The organism is Stenotrophomonas sp. ASS1, from assembly GCF_004346925.1.
In the GTDB taxonomy this organism is placed as follows: domain Bacteria; phylum Pseudomonadota; class Gammaproteobacteria; order Xanthomonadales; family Xanthomonadaceae; genus Stenotrophomonas; species Stenotrophomonas maltophilia_A.
This window is the reverse complement of sequence record NZ_CP031167.1, coordinates 1042837-1061245: the sequence shown is the minus strand read 5'-3', so window position 1 is coordinate 1061245 and position 18409 is coordinate 1042837. Positions and strand designations below refer to the sequence as shown.

The 18409-nt window shown below is 66.2% G+C and carries 12 protein-coding genes; 11 read left to right on the top strand and 1 reads right to left on the bottom strand.

The window, feature by feature from the left end:
- Positions 1–3: 3 nt before the first annotated feature.
- Positions 4–5334 (bottom strand): RHS repeat domain-containing protein, encoded by a 5331-nt coding sequence (locus MG068_RS04975; protein WP_132809455.1) that lies wholly within the window; start codon positions 5332–5334, stop codon positions 4–6.
- Between the two features lie 241 nt (positions 5335–5575).
- Between MG068_RS04975 and MG068_RS04970 the strand changes: the two genes are divergently transcribed.
- The 11 genes from MG068_RS04970 to MG068_RS04915 all read left to right on the top strand — a co-directional run bounded on the left by MG068_RS04970 (position 5576) and on the right by MG068_RS04915 (position 18240).
- Entirely contained in the window at positions 5576–6115 is a 540-nt protein-coding gene (locus tag MG068_RS04970; protein WP_132809453.1) for a GNAT family N-acetyltransferase, read from the top strand.
- The gene (locus MG068_RS04965; protein WP_132809451.1) at positions 6112–6444 is read left to right on the top strand and encodes a non-heme iron oxygenase ferredoxin subunit; all 333 of its coding nucleotides are present in this window, start codon (positions 6112–6114) and stop codon (positions 6442–6444) included. Before MG068_RS04970 ends, MG068_RS04965 begins: the two co-directional genes overlap by 4 nt.
- A gap of 707 nt (positions 6445–7151) precedes the next feature.
- Complete coding sequence (locus MG068_RS04955; RefSeq protein ID WP_107433672.1) at positions 7152–9476, top strand: catecholate siderophore receptor Fiu; 2325 nt, start codon at positions 7152–7154, stop codon at positions 9474–9476.
- A 48-nt stretch (positions 9477–9524) separates the two neighbouring features.
- The gene (locus MG068_RS04950) at positions 9525–10202 is read left to right on the top strand and encodes a Fe2+-dependent dioxygenase (RefSeq protein WP_049463140.1); all 678 of its coding nucleotides are present in this window, start codon (positions 9525–9527) and stop codon (positions 10200–10202) included.
- Positions 10203–10366: 164 nt separating this feature from the next.
- Positions 10367–10768, top strand: coding sequence for a hypothetical protein (locus MG068_RS04945; protein WP_049463139.1), 402 nt, complete (start codon positions 10367–10369; stop codon positions 10766–10768).
- Between the two features lie 146 nt (positions 10769–10914).
- Positions 10915–13335 carry a TonB-dependent receptor domain-containing protein gene (locus MG068_RS04940; RefSeq protein WP_132809447.1) on the top strand — a complete coding sequence of 807 codons (2421 nt, stop codon included), beginning with the start codon at positions 10915–10917 and terminating at the stop codon, positions 13333–13335.
- A gap of 213 nt (positions 13336–13548) precedes the next feature.
- Positions 13549–14187 carry a PepSY-associated TM helix domain-containing protein gene (locus MG068_RS04935; RefSeq protein ID WP_071228079.1) on the top strand — a complete coding sequence of 213 codons (639 nt, stop codon included), beginning with the start codon at positions 13549–13551 and terminating at the stop codon, positions 14185–14187.
- Positions 14188–14213: 26 nt separating this feature from the next.
- Positions 14214–14732 (top strand): DUF2271 domain-containing protein, encoded by a 519-nt coding sequence (locus tag MG068_RS04930; protein WP_005408420.1) that lies wholly within the window; start codon positions 14214–14216, stop codon positions 14730–14732.
- 76 nt (positions 14733–14808) lie between these two features.
- Positions 14809–15612, top strand: a complete 804-nt coding sequence (locus MG068_RS04925) for a DUF4198 domain-containing protein (RefSeq protein ID WP_049398797.1) — start codon at positions 14809–14811, stop codon at positions 15610–15612.
- A gap of 55 nt (positions 15613–15667) precedes the next feature.
- Positions 15668–16639: an FAD:protein FMN transferase gene (locus tag MG068_RS04920; protein WP_132809445.1), complete on the top strand. Its 972-nt coding sequence runs from the start codon at positions 15668–15670 to the stop codon at positions 16637–16639.
- The gene (locus MG068_RS04915; RefSeq protein ID WP_132809443.1) at positions 16636–18240 is read left to right on the top strand and encodes a sulfite reductase subunit alpha; all 1605 of its coding nucleotides are present in this window, start codon (positions 16636–16638) and stop codon (positions 18238–18240) included. Before MG068_RS04920 ends, MG068_RS04915 begins: the two co-directional genes overlap by 4 nt.
- Positions 18241–18409: the final 169 nt, after the last annotated feature.

Here is an 18409-nt window from a genome sequence, read left to right as displayed (position 1 = left end):
GGCTTAGTCCCAGCTCAGTACACCTTGGGTGACCGGCCGTTCGGCCGACCATGGGGAGCAACCGCCTGCATTACAGGCACGCACGCGATACTCATGCGCGCAGTAGGTCCCGCCATTCGACTGCACGTAGGTCTTGGGGCCCGTGTAAAGACGCTTGCCACCGCCACCGCTTTCAAGCTGATACTCGGTTGCGTCTGCCACCAGACTCCATCCTGCAGAGCACTGGACCTGATAGGGCGGCCTGCGGGTCGTCAACCACTCTGCTAGATAGAGACTCGTCGCCCCCGGCGGCAGCACCACCGCGACAGTCACGACTCCCGAGTACGGACTGCACCCCGCGAAATTGCACGCCCTCACGCGATAGGCGTAGCTGCCTTTACCACGGCTGGCACCAAAGCTGTTCCCGTCGCCGTTATGCACCACCGTCCAGCCACCACCGTTGGCGCTCTCCTCCAGCACGAAGCTCTCGCTGTTGGCCGGCACCGACCAGCTCAGGCTGTACTGCGGCACGTTCACCAGGCCCGGCGCACTGATCACCGGCTCGATCGTCGGCGGCCCGATCACCGCTACCGTCGACGTAGCCGACCACGGTCCGCAGCCCGCGCCATTGCAGGCGGCAACCCGATAGCCATAGTTGCCCACACCGCGCGCAGCGGTGGCATAGGAACCCGCGTTGCCGTCGAACAGCGTGACCCATCCGCCACCATTGCTACTCTCCTGCAGGGTGTAACGCGTGGCACCAGCCACCCCGTTCCAGCCAATACCAATACTGCCCGGCGCAGCGCGTGCCGGCGCAGAGAGTCCGGGCGCAGTGGCAGGCGGATATACGACCGTCACCGCAGCCGTGGCGCTGTATCCCGTGCACCCTACCGGGTTACATGCGCGAACCCGGTAGTTGTAGCTTCCCGCTGCCTTGCCACTGAAGGCCTTGGACTGACCGATGGCGTTGTGCACCTGGGCCCAAGCGCCACCATTGGCGCTTTCCTCCAGCTCATAGCGCTCGGCACCGGAAGCCGCAGACCAAGCTACGTTGTAGCTGCCGTTGAAGGCTGTGGCAGGCACGTTCAGGGTCGGCACGGTGGATGGCGCCAATGCCACGGCCACTGACGCGACATTGCTCCATCCGCCGCACACCGCCCGGCAGCCGCGCACCCGGAATTGATAGGTCCCCGTGACCAGGCCGGTGCTGGTGAAGGATTGCGCCGCGCCATCGAAGACCGTGCTCCAGGTGCCCGCAAGGGCACGCTGCAACTCATAGCGGTTGGCACCACCGGCCGGGCTCCAGGTCAGGTTCACGCTGCCCTGGGTGATGTAGCCCGGCGCACTCAGCGCGGGAACGCTGGGTGCGGCTTCACCATGCACCTGGGAAACCAGGCTGCCTGACAGGTAGAGATAGTCGGTCTGCTTGCCGGTACGTTCGTTGCGCTGGAATCGCAGCACGCCGCCGTTGTCGTAGAACGAGTAGATTGCCCCCTTGCCACTGGCGCTGGCCTTCACCCGGCGACCGTGGGCGTCGTACTCGTAGCTCTCTGCTGTTCCCGCCGCGCGCAGCCGGTTGCCGTAGTCAAACGCGAAAGCCTGACCATTGCGCACCGAAAGATTGCCCTGCACGTCATAGCCAAGACCGGTCACGGTTGCCCCGGTTCCGGTTTCGATCACGTTGACCAGCCGATTGGTCGGATCGAAGTAGTGCGTACGATCGCGGCTGCCGACCTTGGCACGGCGCAGGTTGTCCAGCGCGTCATACTCATACAAGGCGTTGCCGAAGCCCGGCGCAGTGACCGTCCGCAACCGGTCCAGGCCGTCATAGGTCATGTCCCGGTTGCCGGGCGCCCCGGGCAGACCATCGGAAATGGCCATCACGTTGCCACCAGCATCGTAGTCATAGCTGTCATCCAGCACTGCGGCCGCTGCAGTGGCATCGCGGCTGCGGTCGGGCAGCCCGCGGGCATTCTGGGTCAACGTGTGCACGATTCCGTTGCCATATACGAAGCGGGCCAACGCGCCGTTGGCAAAGTAACTGGCCTCCTTCGCATAGCCGCCGACCGTCGTCGCCCGACCCAGTGCGTCCGGCGTATAGCTGACGACACGCCCACCCGGATAGGTATTGCTGGCCAGTGTGCCGTTGGCATCGTAGCCATAGGCCAGGCTCAGGCTTCCCAGATCCGGATGCTGCAGGGTTTCGCCGCTGAGCAGGCGGCGGCGGTTGTACTGGTAGCGGTTGACGACCATCGGCCGGGCCGGATCGTTCTGCGTGCTGATCTCGGCCGGCAGACCATCAGGCGCGTAGGACCAGTTCTGATTTCCGCGCCCATCCGGGAAGATCAGGGACGACAAGCGGTTGGCGGCGTCGTAACTACGCTTCACCGCACGTCCGCTGGCCAGGGCTTCACTTCGGTTGCAGTCGGTGGTGCTGGTCAAACCCGTGCCGGCCGCCGACCACAGCACGTTGCCTGCCGCGTCGTAGTCCTGCACGGTCGCACCGGTTTCCGGCTCGATGGTCTTGCACAGCTGCTGGTAGCCGTCATAGACGTAGCGGCGGGTGAGCGACTGGCTGCCGTCTGCATTGCGGCGGGTGATCGCCAGCGGCTTGCCCAGCGTGTCGCGCTGGATCTCGGTCACCACGCCTTCCGGGTGCTGCAGCGTCAGCGGCATCTCGTAGCTGGGCTGGTCGTAGGCAAGGTGACGGGTCGTCGTGGCCTGGCCGCGGGGGTTGGTCACCTTCACCGACAGGTTGCCCACGTACTCGGTGCGGGTAACCAGTGCCCCCAACTCGGACGATTGACTGACCACGGTGGGGCGGCCCAACGCGTCGTACTGCGTCGTGGTGCCAGTCAGGGTGGCATTGATATCGGAGAGCTGCCGCGTGGGATACGAGGCAAACACGGTCTTGCCGCTGGTGTCGTAGCGGGTCACCACGGCACTGTCCAGCACATTGTTGGCGTTTTCGGTCACCAGCACCGGGCGGAACATCGCATCCAGGTAGGTATCCGTGCGCCGTCCGCCCTGCGTGCGGGAGTGCTTCCACGCACCGGCGGGCACCCCCAGCTGCGCGCCACCCAGCCGCTGCAGGTCCATGGTTACGCCATTCCAGTTAACGCTGTCGCCGCCAGGGAACTGCTGGCTGCGCAGCCTGCCCATGCTGTCGTAGCTGAAGCTGGTGGTTGCGCCGGTTTCGTCGGTCAGCGAGGTGATCCAACCGTTGTCGTCGACGGCAACCGTGCGCACCGCACCATTGGGCGCTTCGGGCGTGGCCGGCATGCGGAGCTGCTGCGGAACACCACGCTTCCATCCCGACAGATGGCTGGTATTTCCACGGCCATCGGCCACCGAGGCAACCGTGCCGTCGGCTGCATAGGTCACCTGCTGCGCCAGGCGGCCAAATGCGTAGGCGCGCAGCGGCAGTGCTTTGGCCGTATCGAATTCGGTGCGGGACTGTTCGATGCCATTGAGCACACTGCGCGCCGTCTGGCCGTTCACCCATAGCGCGGGATTGTCGTAGTAGCTGGTGCTGGTGGTGCGACTCTGGCCGGCGGAATTCGCTTCTGCGACGGTGACTTCGCGGACGAAGGCATCAAAGGCCTGCACAGTACGCGTGAACTGCACGCCATCCTGATTCACAACCGTGCTCTGCACTGGGCGATTCAGATGCTCTCCCAGTTCCCTGGCCCCGTACTTGAGATTCCGGCCCGCCTCGCGCGGGAACGGCGCGCTGGCAAGTTGCGCGTCCGGGTAGTAGTTGCTGCGCTCGATGCGAACCACCGCGCCACCAGAGCTGGTAGTCGTGGACAGCAATAGACCGTCGTTGTAGCCGACTTCCTTACCGAATTCGTAGGTCCGAATAACCCCATCGGGTAGGGTTTCAATCGTTATCTTGGGCTCTGCCTGCCCCACCGGAATCATCGGCCACCCGGCCTGGTCGACTCTCCTGTCGTACTGCCACCCCAGATTGGTGTACTGATAGCTCCACTGCGCGGTGGGCATCCCCGGGCCGCTTATCCGCTTTGCCACCAAAGACATCGCGTCCCGATAGAGGGGCGTGAGATTCCATCCGTCGGCCAGCAACTGATCGTCGCCGGAGGTCTGGCAGTTGAACGGAACATTCTTGCGCCCGTGTCGGAACGGTCGAAACACAAAAGTACCGAGTGCGCCAGAGGGATGTGTGACAGTAGCCGTGACCTCGGTCTGCACAATCTTGTTCGTCTTCGCGCACAGCCCAGCGAAGTCCATGTAGGCTGAAGGATCCTGCCCGGTGTATTCGGGGTACTTCTTCGTCACGTGGACCGGAGGCAGGTCGTAACGCCAGGCGGTGCCATCCGGCAGCGTCACCGACTGCAACACACCAGCCGGAGTGTAGCCATAGGTCCAGGTGCGGCCCGCTGCTGTTGCGGTTGCGATGCGGCCCAGGGAGTCATAGGCAAGGCTGATGCTGCGCCCATCGTTGGCAACGATTCGATCCAGCCGCCCGCCACTCCATTCGTAGCGGACCCAGTTGCCGAAACGATCGACAACCTGGGATGGATAGAGGAAGACCTTTTTCCGTTTCAGCGTGGCATGGGTGATGGTGTCGTAGGGCTGGAGAACGGCAGACTCGTTCTCGCGCGCCACCATCCAGTCGAAGTAGTACTTGGTTCCGTCTGGCGCGTGGCCCAGGAAACCTTCGCCCGGCTGGCCGCTCTTGAGCGCACTGAGGCATGAGAAGAACCATCCCCCTTTTGTGTTCCAAGGCGTTGGCGTGCCAATCTGGGGCGTTGGCTGGCGTGCGTCCCCGCTGCCCGCCAGGACGGTTTCACCGCCTCCGCCCGGCAATGAAAGCCTCACCCCATCCCAATAGGTGTGGGGAGAAAAATTGATGGTCTGGGTATGCTTGTAATTCCAGACATCCAGCGACGGGGGTGCGGTAACTGTCGAGCAACGGGCGCTTGGCATCCAATGCCCGCCGATCGCGGTTTCGGGCTGGTCTCCGTATGTGCCTGAAAGCGACGGAATGTCGAGATCCCAGTTTCCATATTCCTTGTCATTTGCACCGCCGCTGACATCCCCGTAGCTGCGGCTGAGTGAAACCGCGAGCCCGCCATTGCCTGGAATCGAAATATCCGTGGCCTTGAAGCTGATCGAGCCGTCATAGAGGTTGACCTGCTCGCCGAAGATCTCGCCCTTCAGCGGTTCGACAAGGTCCCCGTACTTCAGTCGCTTGTCGTACTCCTGGCGCCACGTGGGAACGATCTGGGCTGAAACGCCGACCGGTGCCAGCACACACAGGGCAATGAAACCGAGAAACAGACCCTTGGCAGCCGTTGCGGCGCGCGGATGAGAAATGAGGCCAGACTGCATGAAGATCCTCCCTGGATCGACGTCCCTGTGTGCCCCACCTGCGCCGAACGGCAGTTGGCCTTCGACCAGGCGGCACCCACTCCGGCAGACAGCCACGCGTTGCATCACGGTGGGCGGGTGCTGACCATGGATATGAACGAATAATGAAGACGACGTCAACCCTGCGTATTGGCCAAACTCGGCAAAGTCGACCCAAGCGGCAGCCTCCCGCGCCCTTCCCCGCTCCACCTAGAATGTCCCCATGAGCACCCTGACCTTCCGCGCCGCCACGTCGGCCGACATCCCCGCCCTCATTGCCCTCGTCACCTCGGCCTATCGGGGTGACGCCAGCCGCGTTGGCTGGACCACCGAAGCCGACCTGCTGGACGGCGCCCGCATCGACGCTGAAGGCATCCAGGCCGACCTGGACCGCCCGCGCTCCACCATCCTGCTGGCCGAGCGCGATGGCCAGCTGGTGGCCTGCGCCCACGTCGCCGATGTCGACGGCAAGGGCTACTTCGGCATGTTCTCGGTCGACCCGGCCCAGCAGGGTGGCGGCGTCGGCAAGCAGCTGATGGACGCCGCCGAAGCGCATGCCGCACGCGAATGGAAGGTGCCGGTGATGCAGATGACGGTGATCGACGTGCGCGACGAGCTGATCGCCTTCTATGAACGCCGCGGCTACCAGCGCACCGGCATCAAGAAGCCGTTCCCATACGGCGACGAGCGTTTCGGCATTCCCAAGCGCGACGACCTGCGCTTCGAGGTCCTGGAAAAGCCGCTGGCCGGAGCCGCCGCGTGAGCGATACCTGGACCTTCGTCTGTGCCGGCACCGAGCTGCTGCCGGGTGAAATGAAGAGCGTGTTCGACGAAGTGACCGGCACGCCGATCGTGGTGTTCAACCTCGACGGTGAGTTGTACGCGCTGGAAGACCAGTGCACACATGAAGAGTTCGAGCTGTCCTCGGGCGAGTTCAACACCGCCGAGGGCAGCGTGGAGTGCGTGCTGCACGGCGCGCGCTTCGACGTGCGTGACGGCCGCGCCCTGTGTGCCCCGGCCTACAGCCCTGTGCCCAAGTTTCCGGTGAAGCGCGAGCACGACGCTGTCTGGACCCGCGACGACCGGGATTGAGGCGGCGCTCGGCCCTCACGGACCTCCCAAAGGGCGCCCCGCGGGAGAGCATCCACCCATGGGGTGAATCTACCGGAAGGCCATTAGAGCCTCCCCAGGGCGCCCCCGGGCCATCTCGGTGGCCCGGAACGACCCGTACATGCGAATCATTATCGTTGATGTTATTCTACGTAACATCTTCGTAACGACTCCGCCCCCGCGCCATGGCTTCGCCCGCGCCCACCGCCACGCTGTGCCAGCTTGCCCGTCAAGGGTGGCCGCTGCTCGTAGCCGTGCTGCTGACGCTGGTGTTGGGCTGGTCTGCTTTGCATGAAGGCAGGCACACGGCGACCGCCGATGCGCCGACTCTGTATGCTCATGATGTGTCGCCCGCGTCCCCGCCAAACGTGCTGCCGCACGAACAGGCGATGCACCCCGCTGAATCCGAACCCGATGGCAGTCGCGGTGACAAACCTCGTGCCCTGCGGCGACTCTGCCTGCAGCACCCTGACAATGCACCTGCAGACGCTCCGGCGCCGGTGACACCGACCCCTCCGGCGCTCGCACCGGGCCGGCGCCAGCCCCCATCCCACGCACCGCCCGCGCTGCTGGCCTGACGCTCTGCTGCGCCATGCGCAGCCGCATCCGCACGCCCCCCCTCGTTCTACGTACTGCTGCCGCGCGGCCCGCGCCGGCCGCCTCTCCCTGTTCCCCTTCTGCAGACGCCCATGAACCCGATCAAGAGCCGCAAGCACGCTTCGCCGCTTCGTACCCTGCCGCTGGCCACCGCCAGTCTTGCCGCCGGCCTCGGCCTGGCCACCCTGCCCACGCTGGCCCACGCTGAAGCCACCGACAACGCCCGCACGCTGGACAAGATCGACGTGCACGCCACCCGGGGCTACAAAGCCGACAAGGTGGCCTCGCCGAAGTTCACCCAGCGCCTGCAGGACACGCCGCAAACCATCCAAGTGATTACCAGCGACCTGTTCAACCAGCAGGGTGCCACCACGCTGACCGAGGCGCTGCGCAACAGCCCGGGCGTGGGCACCTTCTATGCCGGCGAGAACGGCAACACGACCACCGGCGATGCGCTGTTCATGCGCGGCTTCGACACCTCCAACAGCTTGTATGTGGACGGTGTGCGCGACCTGGGCTCGATCTCGCGCGATGTGTTCAACATCGAACAGGTGGAAGTGACCAAGGGGCCGGCCGGCACCGACAATGGCCGTTCGGCGCCGACCGGCGCGATCAACCTTGTCAGCAAGCAGGCCAACCTGCAGGACGCGACGTCGGCCAGCATTTCGCTCGGCAGCGACCAGCAGCGCCGCGCCACCGCCGACTGGAACCAGTCGCTGGGCACCACCAGCGCGCTGCGCATCAACGGCATGTGGCAGGACAGCGACCAGCCCGGCCGCGACCACGTGCAGAACAAGCGCTGGGGCATCGCACCGTCGCTGGCCTTCGGTCTGGGTACCGCCACCCGCTACTACCTCAACCTGCTGTATGTGAAGCAGGACAACGTGCCCGATGGTGGCGTGCCCACCCTGGGCCTGCCGGGCTGGACGCCGCAGCCGACGCTGGAAGCGCTGGCCGGGCACCCGGTCGATCCGGAGAACTTCTACGGCACTCGCGCCGACCACGATGACGTGACCGCGAAGATGGCCACGTTCCGTTTCGAGCATGACTTCAACGACAGCGTGCGCCTGACCAACACCGCCCGCTGGGGTCGCACCGAACAGGATTACCTGCTCACCGCCTTCATGGGCACCGGCGTGCGCGGCGCAGGCGGCCGCCCGACCGGCAACATCACCTATGCCAACCCGGCCGACCTTTCCAGCTACGCCATCGCGCGCAGCCTGCCGACCTTCAAGGACCAGCGCAACACGATCCTCACCGATCAGCTGAACCTGCGCGCCGACTTCGCCACCGGCGCGGTCGGGCACGCATTGAGCGCTGGCCTGGAATTCACCCGTGAAGAACTGGACAGCTACGGCCAGGCCGCCGCTGCCGGTACCAGCTGGCCCGCTGCGAACCTGTACAACCCGGACTGGAACGTCAGCGGCCTGAACTGGGCGCACAACGGCGCCGATGCACATGGCAAGACCACCACCTCCTCGGTGTACCTGTTCGATACCCTGTCCTTCGGCGAAAGCTTCCTGTTGACCGCTGGCGTGCGTGCAGACCACTACAAGACCGAGTACGCCAGCGCGTCGGTGTGTGGTGGCCGCGGCGGCCCGGCGTGTGGCAGCAATCCTGCCGGCACGGTGCTGCGCAACCCGACGCTGGACGCGTCCGATACGCTGCTGAACTGGAAGCTCGGCGCCCTCTACAAGGTCGGCGATGCCGTCAGCGTCTACGCCAACTACGCCATCTCGCAGCAACCCCCGGGTGGCGCCAACTTCCAGCTGAGCAGCTCGGCCAGCAGTGCCGACAATCCCAAGCTGGATCCGCAGAAGGCCAAGACCTTCGAAGTGGGCAGCAAGTGGGCCTTCCTGGATGACGCTCTGGCAGTGAACCTTGCGTTGTTCCAGACGGACGTGGACAACGAGATCAACACCACCGTGCTCGACGATGCCGGCAACCCGACCCAGACCGGCAGCAAGCGGGTCAAGGGCGTGGAGCTCTCCGCAGTCGGCCGCCTGACCGACAACTGGTCGGTCAGCGCCGGATACAGCCACCTGGACACCGACGTAAGGGAAGGCGCGAAGGTGGCCGCCGATGGCACCACCAACCTGACCTATACCCCGGACGACACATTCACCGGCTGGACCAGCTACACCCTGCCCTACGGCATCACCGTGGGCGGCGGCGTACGCTATGCCGCCGGCATGCACCGCGGCACCGACGGCGCGGTGGGCACCCCGTCGTTCACCAAGTCCTACGTGGTGTATGACGCGGTCGTGTCCTGGGCAATCAATGAGACGATCTCGCTGCGCTTGAACGGCTACAACCTGTTCGACAAGCAGTACGTGGCCAGCATCAACAAGAGCGGCTACCGTTACACCCCGGGTGCCCCGCGCACCTTCCTGCTCAGCGCGGACATCCGCTTCTGATGCAGCACGCGGGGGAGCCCACTCCCCCGCGCCCCCAAAGGAACCGCCATGCTGCTGCACATTCCCGACGTGCTTTCACCCCAGGACGTGGCGCAGGCACGCAGGCGACTCGACGCTGCAGACTGGACCGACGGTCGCGAGACCGTCGGTGCACAGGGCGCGATGGTCAAGCACAATCTGCAGCTACCCGATGCATCTCCCCTGAAGGCGGAGCTGGGCAGGGACCTACTGGCCGCGCTGAGCCGCAGCCCCTTGTTCTTTGCTGCCGCGCTGCCCCTGAAGATCCTGCCGCCGCGTTTCAACCGCTACAGCGGGGGCGGCACCTATGGCTTCCATGTCGATGGCGCGGTGATGAACCTGGCCAACGGCGAACAGCTGCGCTCGGACATCTCCTGCACCCTGTTCCTGTCCGATCCGGACGAATACGAAGGCGGCGAGCTGATCATCAGCGATACCTACGGCGAGCACGAGGTAAAGCTGCCGGCCGGCGACCTGATCGTGTATCCGTCCAGCAGCCTGCACCAGGTGCGGCCGGTCACCCGCGGTGCGCGCGTGGCCTCGTTCTTCTGGGTACAGAGCATGATCCGCGACGATGTGCAGCGCCGCCTGCTGTGGGAAATGGATGGCTCGATCGAGCGCCTGCGGCAGACCGGCGGTGACGCCGAGGCGGTGCTGCAGCTGACCGGCGTGTACCACAACCTGCTGCGACGCTGGAGCGAAGTCTGAGCCACATCCGGCCGACCCGCGACAATTTGGCAATCATTCTCATTTGCAACAGCTAACAGCTCTCATTACAATCACGCCCCGTTGATGCCGGCCGCTGCCGGCAGACCCCTGGGGACCCCTGCTTGCTGCGCCCGCTTCGCCCTCGCCCACTCATCCATCGAAAGATGGGCACCGCCATGCGCGGTCAGCGTCCTGCGCTGGCCAGCCTGCTGGCGTGGGTGGCGATGCTGGCTTTGCTGCTGGGCACCCTGCCGCTGCTGCCACACGGCCAGGCCGGAATGGCCGTGCAGATGCCGCTGGAAGAGCGCGGTGGCGAAGCGTCCCCGCAGGAAGAAGCACCGGCCAAACTGCGCCGCTGTGCTGCCGCCCCGGTGAAATCGGCCGAGAAGGCGCGCCCGCCGCTGCTGCTGGCCAGCCAATGGCTGCGCACCGAGCTTGAACTCGTACCCGCCACGCCGGCCATGCCCGGCGTGCGCCCGGACTGGCCGCTGGCCGCTCCGGACACGCCCTGGGCCGACGCGCCCGGGCGCCGCCAGCAACGCGGCCAGGCGCCTCCGCTCGCCTGATTCACGGCCCCGCGTGACCGCCTGCGCGGTCGTGCCCGCACGCCGCTGCCTGCTTCATCCCTGCCGCCCCTGACCGGGCCTCCCCGTGCATGCCGCGCCGTTCGCGCCTGGCATTGCACCACCCTGCATCCTTCGAGGTTACTGCCATGGCCCAGCGCCATCGTGTCCGTTCGTCCCTGTCCCGTACCCTGCTGACCAGCGCCGTGCTGGCAGCCATGACCGCCCCTGCCTTCGCCCACGGTGACGCTTCCGGCGCGCCACAGACGCTGGACAAGGTGGTGGTCACCGCCTCCGGCTTTGAGCAGAAGGTGGTCGATGCACCCGCCAGCATCAGCGTGGTCAGCCGCGAAGAACTCAGCAAGCGCCCGTACACCAATCTGGTCGACGCGCTTCGCGACGTTGAAGGCATCGACGTCGGCCTGGAAGCCAGCGACAAGAACGGCCGTGCCACCATCTCGATGCGCGGCCTGCCCTCCGAGTACACCCTGGTGCTGATCGACGGCCGCCGCCAGAGCAATGTCGGCCAGCTGTATCCGAACAACTTCGGCGGTGGCCAGTTCGCCTACCTGCCGCCGTTGGATGCCATCGAGCGCATTGAAGTGGTGCGCGGCCCGATGTCCACGTTGTACGGCTCGGATGCAATGGGCGGCGTGATCAACATCATCACCCGTCGCAACCAAGACAGCTGGCACGGCGCGCTCACCCAGGGCTTCACCGTGCAGCAAGACGATCAGTTCGGCGATGCACGCACCACCGACGTCTACCTCAGCGGCCCGCTGCTGAAGGATCGCCTGAGCCTGGCAGTACGCGGCAGCTACTACGACGCCAAGGCCTCCAATCCGGAGTGGGATGCACTGACCCTGCCGGACGGCAGCCTGTGGGAGCGCAGCATCGGCTTCGGTGGCGGCGGCAAGTCGGTGGCCAACACCAATTGGAACACCGGTGTGCGGCTGAACTTCCACGTCAACGATGACCACGAACTGTGGCTGGACTACGACGTGTCGCGGCAGAAGTACGACAACAGCGAGGGCCAGACCGGCACCCTCGACAGCCTGGCCAGCCTGTGGCGCGTCGGCAATGCCGTCATCCCCAACCCGAACGGCAGCGGCACCGTCACCCGCCGCGTGGTGCAGCCGCGCGTGGGCTACACCGCCTACCAGCGATACGAGCGCGACCAGTTGTCGCTGACCCACCAGGGCCGTTACAGCTTCGGTACCTGGCAGACATCGCTGACCCACAGCAAGAGCAGCAACCTGGGCCGCTCGCTGCCGCTGACCCTGGACGAACGCGCCAACCTGCAGACACTGTGGAACGACGTCTGCCGCCGCACCGGCGGCGCCAACAACTGCGCGGCCGGCCGCGGCAATGCACTGGCCGCCCTCAACCCAAGTGAAATGGCACGCCTGCAGGCATTCCTGCCGCGTCCGCTGCGCACCATGGAGCTGGAAGGCTACGTGCTCGACACCATGCTCGACCTCGACTTCGGCGCGCACAAGCTGACCGTCGGCGGCCAGTACAACGACACCGACATGATCGACGGCGTGTTCGGCATGGATGGCGCCGGCTACCGCAGCAACACCAAGCAGAAGCACCGCATGTGGGCGCTGTTCGCCGAGGACAACTGGTCGCTGACCGACACCCTCACCGCCACCTTCGGCCTGCGCTACGACGACCACAACGTGTTCGGCAGCCATGTCAGCCCGCGCGGCTACCTGGTGTGGAACGCCACTGACGCCTGGACCTTCAAGGGTGGCGTCAGCACCGGCTACAAGACCCCGCGACCGGATCAGCTGTTCCCGGGCATCACCGGCTTCGGTGGCCAGGGCGTGCTGCCGCTGGTGGGTTCGCCGAACCTGAAGCCTGAAACCAGCACCAACTACGAGCTGGCCGCGTACTACGAAGGCCAGCGCTGGGGCTTCAATGTCACCGGCTTCTTCAACAAGTTCGAAGACAAGATCGCCAGCGGCGGCACGTTCCCGAACTGCGAAGTGGCCCGCGCCGGCAGCGGTTACTGCGTGGACATCGGCCCGGGCTGGGCAGCACTGGGCTACAGCACCTTCACCCAGAGCGTGAACATCGACAAGGCCGAGACCCGCGGTGCGGAACTGGCCGGCCACGTCGACCTGCTCGACAACCTGCAGCTGCGCGGCAACTACACCTGGACCAAGAGCGAACAGACCAGCGGCCCCGACAAAGGGCGCCCGATCTCTGGCACGACGCCGGCAAAGCACATGGCCAACGCCAGCCTCAACTGGCAGATCAACGAAGCGATCAGCCTGTCGCTGATCGGCGAAGGCCGCTACGACCGCTATCGCGACACCCTCATCGACAGTGCCGGCGCCCGCCACGTGCGCTACTACGAGGACTACACGATCTTCCATCTCGGTGGCAGCTGGAAGGCCACGCCGTGGCTGACGGTCAACGCACGGGTCAACAACCTGTTCGACAAGAACTTCGTTTCGCAGTCGTGCCTGCTGCTCAATCCCAGCGAGTTCAGCTGCGTGGACGACTACGCGACCAAGGACCAGCGCCGCAGCTACTGGATTTCGTTGAACGCGAAGTTCTGATCTCTGCGCCCTGCCCTGGCGGGTGCCGACCTTGGTCGGCACCGCTCCATCCACGCATGGCGTGGATCTACTGATCCGTGGGATTGCCGGCCAGTCGGTAGTGCCGGCCGCTGGCCGGCAATTCCCCCCCCCAGGGATACAGAACGATACGCAATTGCGAGCTATTCTCATCAATGATGTAATGGGCAGTCCCCGTCCGCCTCGAACCGTGCCGTGAGCCGTCCTGCCTCTTCCACCGTGCAGCAGCAACAGAACCGTGGCTTCTGGCTGCGGACGCTGCACCAGTGGCACTGGATCAGCTCGGCGGTCTGCCTGATCGGCATGCTGCTGTTTGCGGTGACCGGCCTGACCCTCAACCATGCCGCGAAGATCGAGGCCAAGCCCGAGGTGCAGAACCAGCATCTGGAACTGCCGGCCGCGCTGCTGGGCCAGCTGGGCACGCGCGAGGACGGCAACGCGCCGATCCCGCGCCCGGCCCGGCAATGGCTGGACACGCAGCTGGGCATCGCCATCGGCGGGCGCCCGGCCGAGTGGTCGGCTGAAGAGATCTACCTGTCACTGCCACGCCCGGGTGGCGACGCCTGGCTGAGCATCGATCGCGCGACCGGCGCGGTGGAGTACGAATCAACCTCGCGCGGCGCGGTGTCCTACCTCAACGACCTGCACAAGGGCCGCAACGCGGGCCCAGCGTGGGGCTGGTTCCTGGACCTGTTCGCCGTGGCCTGCCTGGTGTTCTGCATCACCGGCCTGTTCCTGCTTCACCTGCATGCACGGCAGCGGCGCATGACCTGGCCGCTGGTCGGCCTCGGCCTGATGATCCCGCTGCTGATCGCCCTGCTGCTGATCCACTGACTTTCCTTCGTTTCCGGAGCCGCCCCATGCGCGTCACCCTGACCATCGCCCTCAGCGGCCTGCTGGCCACCTCGCCGGCCTATGCCACCACCCTCGACATCAACGTCGAAGTGCCCAAGCTCAACGTGGCCGAGTACCACCGCCCGTACGTGGCGGTGTGGCTGGAAGGCGCCGACCAGAAGGTCGCGGCCAACCTGTCGGTCTGGTACCAGCAGACCAGCAACAGCGAAGGCCACGGCACCAAGTGGCTGCCGGACCTGCGCCAGTGGTGGCGCAAGAGCGGCCGCACCCTGCAGGTGCCGGTGGACGGCGTGACCGGCCCGACCCGCCCGGCCGGCAAGCACGCGCTGTCGTTCAACGACAGGCAGCCGGCGCTGAAGCAGCTGGCTCCGGGCAACTACACCCTGGTGGTAGAAGCGGTGCGCGAAGTCGGCGGCCGTGAACTGCTGAAGATCCCCTTCACCTGGCCGGCCACCGCCGCGCAGAACGGCAAGGCGCAGGGCGCCACCGAACTGGGCCAGGTCACCCTCGCCGTCAAACCCTGAAAAGGGGACGGAGGGGATTAAGTCGTAATTCCCCTCCTCTCGCCGCACCACCCTGCATCCACCTGGAGTCTTCCGCATGAAGCGCACGCTCGTCCTCGCCGCCGCTCTGGCCGCTGCCCTTCCCTTCTCCGCCCTGGCCCACAAGGCCTGGCTGCTGCCCTCGCAGACCGTGATCGCCGGCAATGCGCCGTGGATCACCGTCGACGGTGCGGTCTCCAACGACCTGTTCTATTTCAACCACGTGCCGCTGCGCCTGGAGTCGGTGGTGATCACCGCGCCGGACGGCAGCACCGTGCAGCCGCAGAACGCGTCCACCGGCAAGTACCGCAGCGTGTTCGATGTCGAGCTGAAGCAGCCGGGCACCTACCGCATCGCGTCGGTCAATGACGGCCTGTTCGCCACCTACGAGCAGAACGGCGAGCGCAAGCGCTGGCGCGGCAGCGTCGCCACCTTCGGCGAACTGCCCAAGGATGCGAAGAAGCTGGAAGTGAGCCAGTCGGTCGGCCGCGTGGAGACCTTCGTCACCAACGGCGCCCCGAACGACACCGCGCTGAAGCCGACCAACCGTGGCATCGAGCTGGTCGCCGTCGGCCACCCGAACGATCTGTTCGCCGGCGAGGAAGCCACCTTCCGCGTGCTGGTCGACGGCAAGCCGACCGCCGGCCTGGAGTTCGAGATCGTGCGTGGCGCCACCCGCTACCGCAACGCGCAGGACGAGCTGAAGGTCACCAGCGATGCCAAGGGTGAGATCAAGGTGACCTGGCCGGAAGCCGGCATGTACTGGCTGGAGACCGGCACCGAAGACAACAAGACCTCGGTGAAGCAGGCCGCCAAGCGCCGCCTGAGCTACGTCGCCACGCTGGAAGTGCTGCCGCAGTAATGACGTGGACCGCGATGCCGGGCACGCCCCGGCATCGCGCCAGCAGCACACCACCATGACCGATCCCCTGCTCGACATCGCCCGCCTCGGTGGCACCACCATGGGCACCACCTGGAGCGTGTCGCTGGTCGCGTCGCGCCAGCGCGACCTGCACCCGCTGCATGCTGGCATCCAGGCGCGGCTGGACGAGGTGGTCGCGCAGATGAGCACCTGGGAGCGTGGTTCGGATCTGAGTCGCTACAACCGCGCCGACGCCGGCCAATGGTGCGTGCTGCCGGCCGAAACCCGTCACGTTCTGGTCTGCGCACAGGCCATCGCTTCCGCCAGTGGCGGCGCCTTCGATCCCACCGTCGGTCCGCTGGTTGCACTGTGGGGCTTCGGGGCACATGCCGGTGAACGCCGCCAGCCCGACGACGCTACCCTGCAGGCCACGCGTGATCGCTGCGGTTGGCAGCGCCTGCAGTGGCAGGACGATGCGCTGCTGCAACCGGGTGGACTGGAACTGGATCTCTCTGCGATCGCCAAGGGCTTCGGCGTCGATCACGTGGCCGCCTGGTTGCGTGGACAAGGCATCACTGCCGCGCTGATCGAAGTCGGCGGCGAACTGGCCGGCTACGGCCGCAAACCGGACGGCCAGCCGTGGCGCGTGCTGGTGGAATCCGCACCCGAAGAAGACGTGCACACCGATACCCCGCCACGGGTGCTGGCGCTGGACGGCAAGGCGGTGGCCACCTCCGGCGATCGCTGGCACCAGTATCAGGCCGATGGCGAGGCCTACAGTCACAGCCTGGACCCGCGCTCCGGCAGACCGGTGCGGCAGGTTGCCGCGGCAGTAACCGTGGTGGCCGACGACGCCATGCACGCCGATGCCTGGGCCACCGCACTGACCGTACTTGGTCGCGAACAGGGCATGGCACTGGCCGAGCGCGAAGGACTGGCTGCGCGCTACCTGCAGCGTGCGGCAGACGGCCCGCAGGAATTTCTCAGCAGCGCCTTCCAGCGCCTGCTCGACGAGCAGGACGCATGAGCGCACGTCCATCGCACGCCTGGCTCGGCAACGCACTGGTTCTGCTCCTGCTGGCGCTGATCGGTTGGGCGCTGCTGCGCCTGCATCTCGGCGAAGCGTGGTGGCAGGGCGCGCCACCGGTGCGGCACGCGCAGATCGCGGGAATCGCCACGGCGCTGTATGCGCTGGCCTGCGCTGCACTGTGGTGGCGAGGGCGCCCGCGCGACGATGCCACAACCGGTGACAGGCCCCCGATCCTGCTGGTCTGGTCCAGCCAGACCGGCTTCGCCCGCGAACTCGCCGAGCGCAGCGCCGAGGCCCTGCGCGGTGCCAGCGTGCCGGTGCGTGTGCGCGGACTGCATGAGGTGGATGCAGGACTGCTGGCTTCCAGCCAGCGCGCGTTGTTCATCGCCAGCACCACCGGCGAAGGCGATCCACCCGACCACGCCCTGCCCTTCCTGCGCGGAGTGATGGCCACGCCGCCCTCGCTGCAGCACCTGCACTACGGGGTGCTCGCGCTGGGCGACCGCAGCTATGGCCACTTCTGCGGATTCGGCCACCAGCTGGACACTTGGCTGCGCCAGCACGGCGCGCATCCGATGTTCGACGCCATCGAGGTCGACAACGCCGATCCGGCAGCACTGCGTCATTGGCAGCAGCTGCTGGGACAGCTCGGTGGTGGCGCCAGTGAACTGCCCGACTGGAGCCCGGCCGAGTACCAGCCGTGGACGCTGCTGCAACGCGAGCATCTGAACCCGGGCAGCCCCGGTGGTCCGGTGTACTGGTTGCGCCTGCAGCCCCCGGCCGATGCAGTTGCGCAGTGGCAGGCCGGTGACATCGCCGAGATCGGCCCACAGCACGCATCGCACACCGTGCGTGCCTGGCTGGATGCACAACGCTTCGACGCGGACACCGTGCTGGATGACGGGCAGACGTTGCTGGCACGCGTCGCGCGCTCGCACCTGCCCTCATTGGTTCCCCCGGGTGATCTGCCTGCCTTGCTGGCGACCCTGCAACCGCTGCCGCATCGCGAGTACTCGATCGCCTCGGTCATGGCCGACGGTGCGGTTGAGCTGCTGCTGCGCCGCCAGCTGCGCGCTGACGGTACACCCGGCATCGGCAGCGGCTGGCTGTGCGACCACGCTGCCATCGGCGAACCGGTACAGCTGCGTCTGCGCCGCAACGACAATTTCCACGGCTTGGCCGCCGACGTGCCGCTGCTGCTGATCGGCAACGGCACCGGCATCGCCGGCCTGCGCGCGCATCTGCACGAACGCGTACGCAGTGGCGCACGCCGCACCTGGCTGCTGTTCGGTGAGCGCACCGCCGCGCACGACTTCCACTTCGGTGAAGAACTGCAGGCGATGCTGGCCGACGGCACGCTGGTGCGGTTGGATGCAGTGTTCAGCCGCGATGGCGGTGCGCACCGCTATGTGCAGGACCGGCTGCTGGCGGAAGCGGCAACGCTGCGCCAATGGGTGGATGAAGGCGCCACGATCCTGGTCTGCGGCAGCCTGCAGGGCATGGCCCCGGCGGTGGATGCAGTGATCGAGCAGGTGCTGGGTACCGCGGGCAAGGAAGCGCTGTTGCTGGCCGGTCGTTACCGGCGCGATGTGTATTGAGGCCACCGCATCCTGGTGGGTGCGAACCGATTCCTGGTGGGTGCGAACCGCTTTCTGGTGGGTGCGAACCTTGGTTCGCACCGTGACGCGGTGTCGGTGGCCCCATCCACGCATGGCGTGGATCTACTGAACGGTGTGTCCAGACATGGTGGCAACCGCACCCCAGTAG

Bases quoted from the DNA above. Each gene is read 5' to 3' on its own strand.
- MG068_RS04975 (WP_132809455.1), bottom strand. From the start codon at position 5,334: ATGCAGTCTGGCCTCATTTCTCATCCGCGCGCCGCAACGGCTGCCAAG.
- MG068_RS04970 (WP_132809453.1), top strand. From the start codon at position 5,576: ATGAGCACCCTGACCTTCCGCGCCGCCACGTCGGCCGACATCCCCGCC.
- MG068_RS04955 (WP_107433672.1), top strand. From the start codon at position 7,152: ATGAACCCGATCAAGAGCCGCAAGCACGCTTCGCCGCTTCGTACCCTG.
- MG068_RS04950 (WP_049463140.1), top strand. From the start codon at position 9,525: ATGCTGCTGCACATTCCCGACGTGCTTTCACCCCAGGACGTGGCGCAG.
- MG068_RS04945 (WP_049463139.1), top strand. From the start codon at position 10,367: ATGGGCACCGCCATGCGCGGTCAGCGTCCTGCGCTGGCCAGCCTGCTG.
- MG068_RS04940 (WP_132809447.1), top strand. From the start codon at position 10,915: ATGGCCCAGCGCCATCGTGTCCGTTCGTCCCTGTCCCGTACCCTGCTG.
- MG068_RS04930 (WP_005408420.1), top strand. From the start codon at position 14,214: ATGCGCGTCACCCTGACCATCGCCCTCAGCGGCCTGCTGGCCACCTCG.
- MG068_RS04925 (WP_049398797.1), top strand. From the start codon at position 14,809: ATGAAGCGCACGCTCGTCCTCGCCGCCGCTCTGGCCGCTGCCCTTCCC.
- MG068_RS04920 (WP_132809445.1), top strand. From the start codon at position 15,668: ATGACCGATCCCCTGCTCGACATCGCCCGCCTCGGTGGCACCACCATG.
- MG068_RS04915 (WP_132809443.1), top strand. From the start codon at position 16,636: ATGAGCGCACGTCCATCGCACGCCTGGCTCGGCAACGCACTGGTTCTG.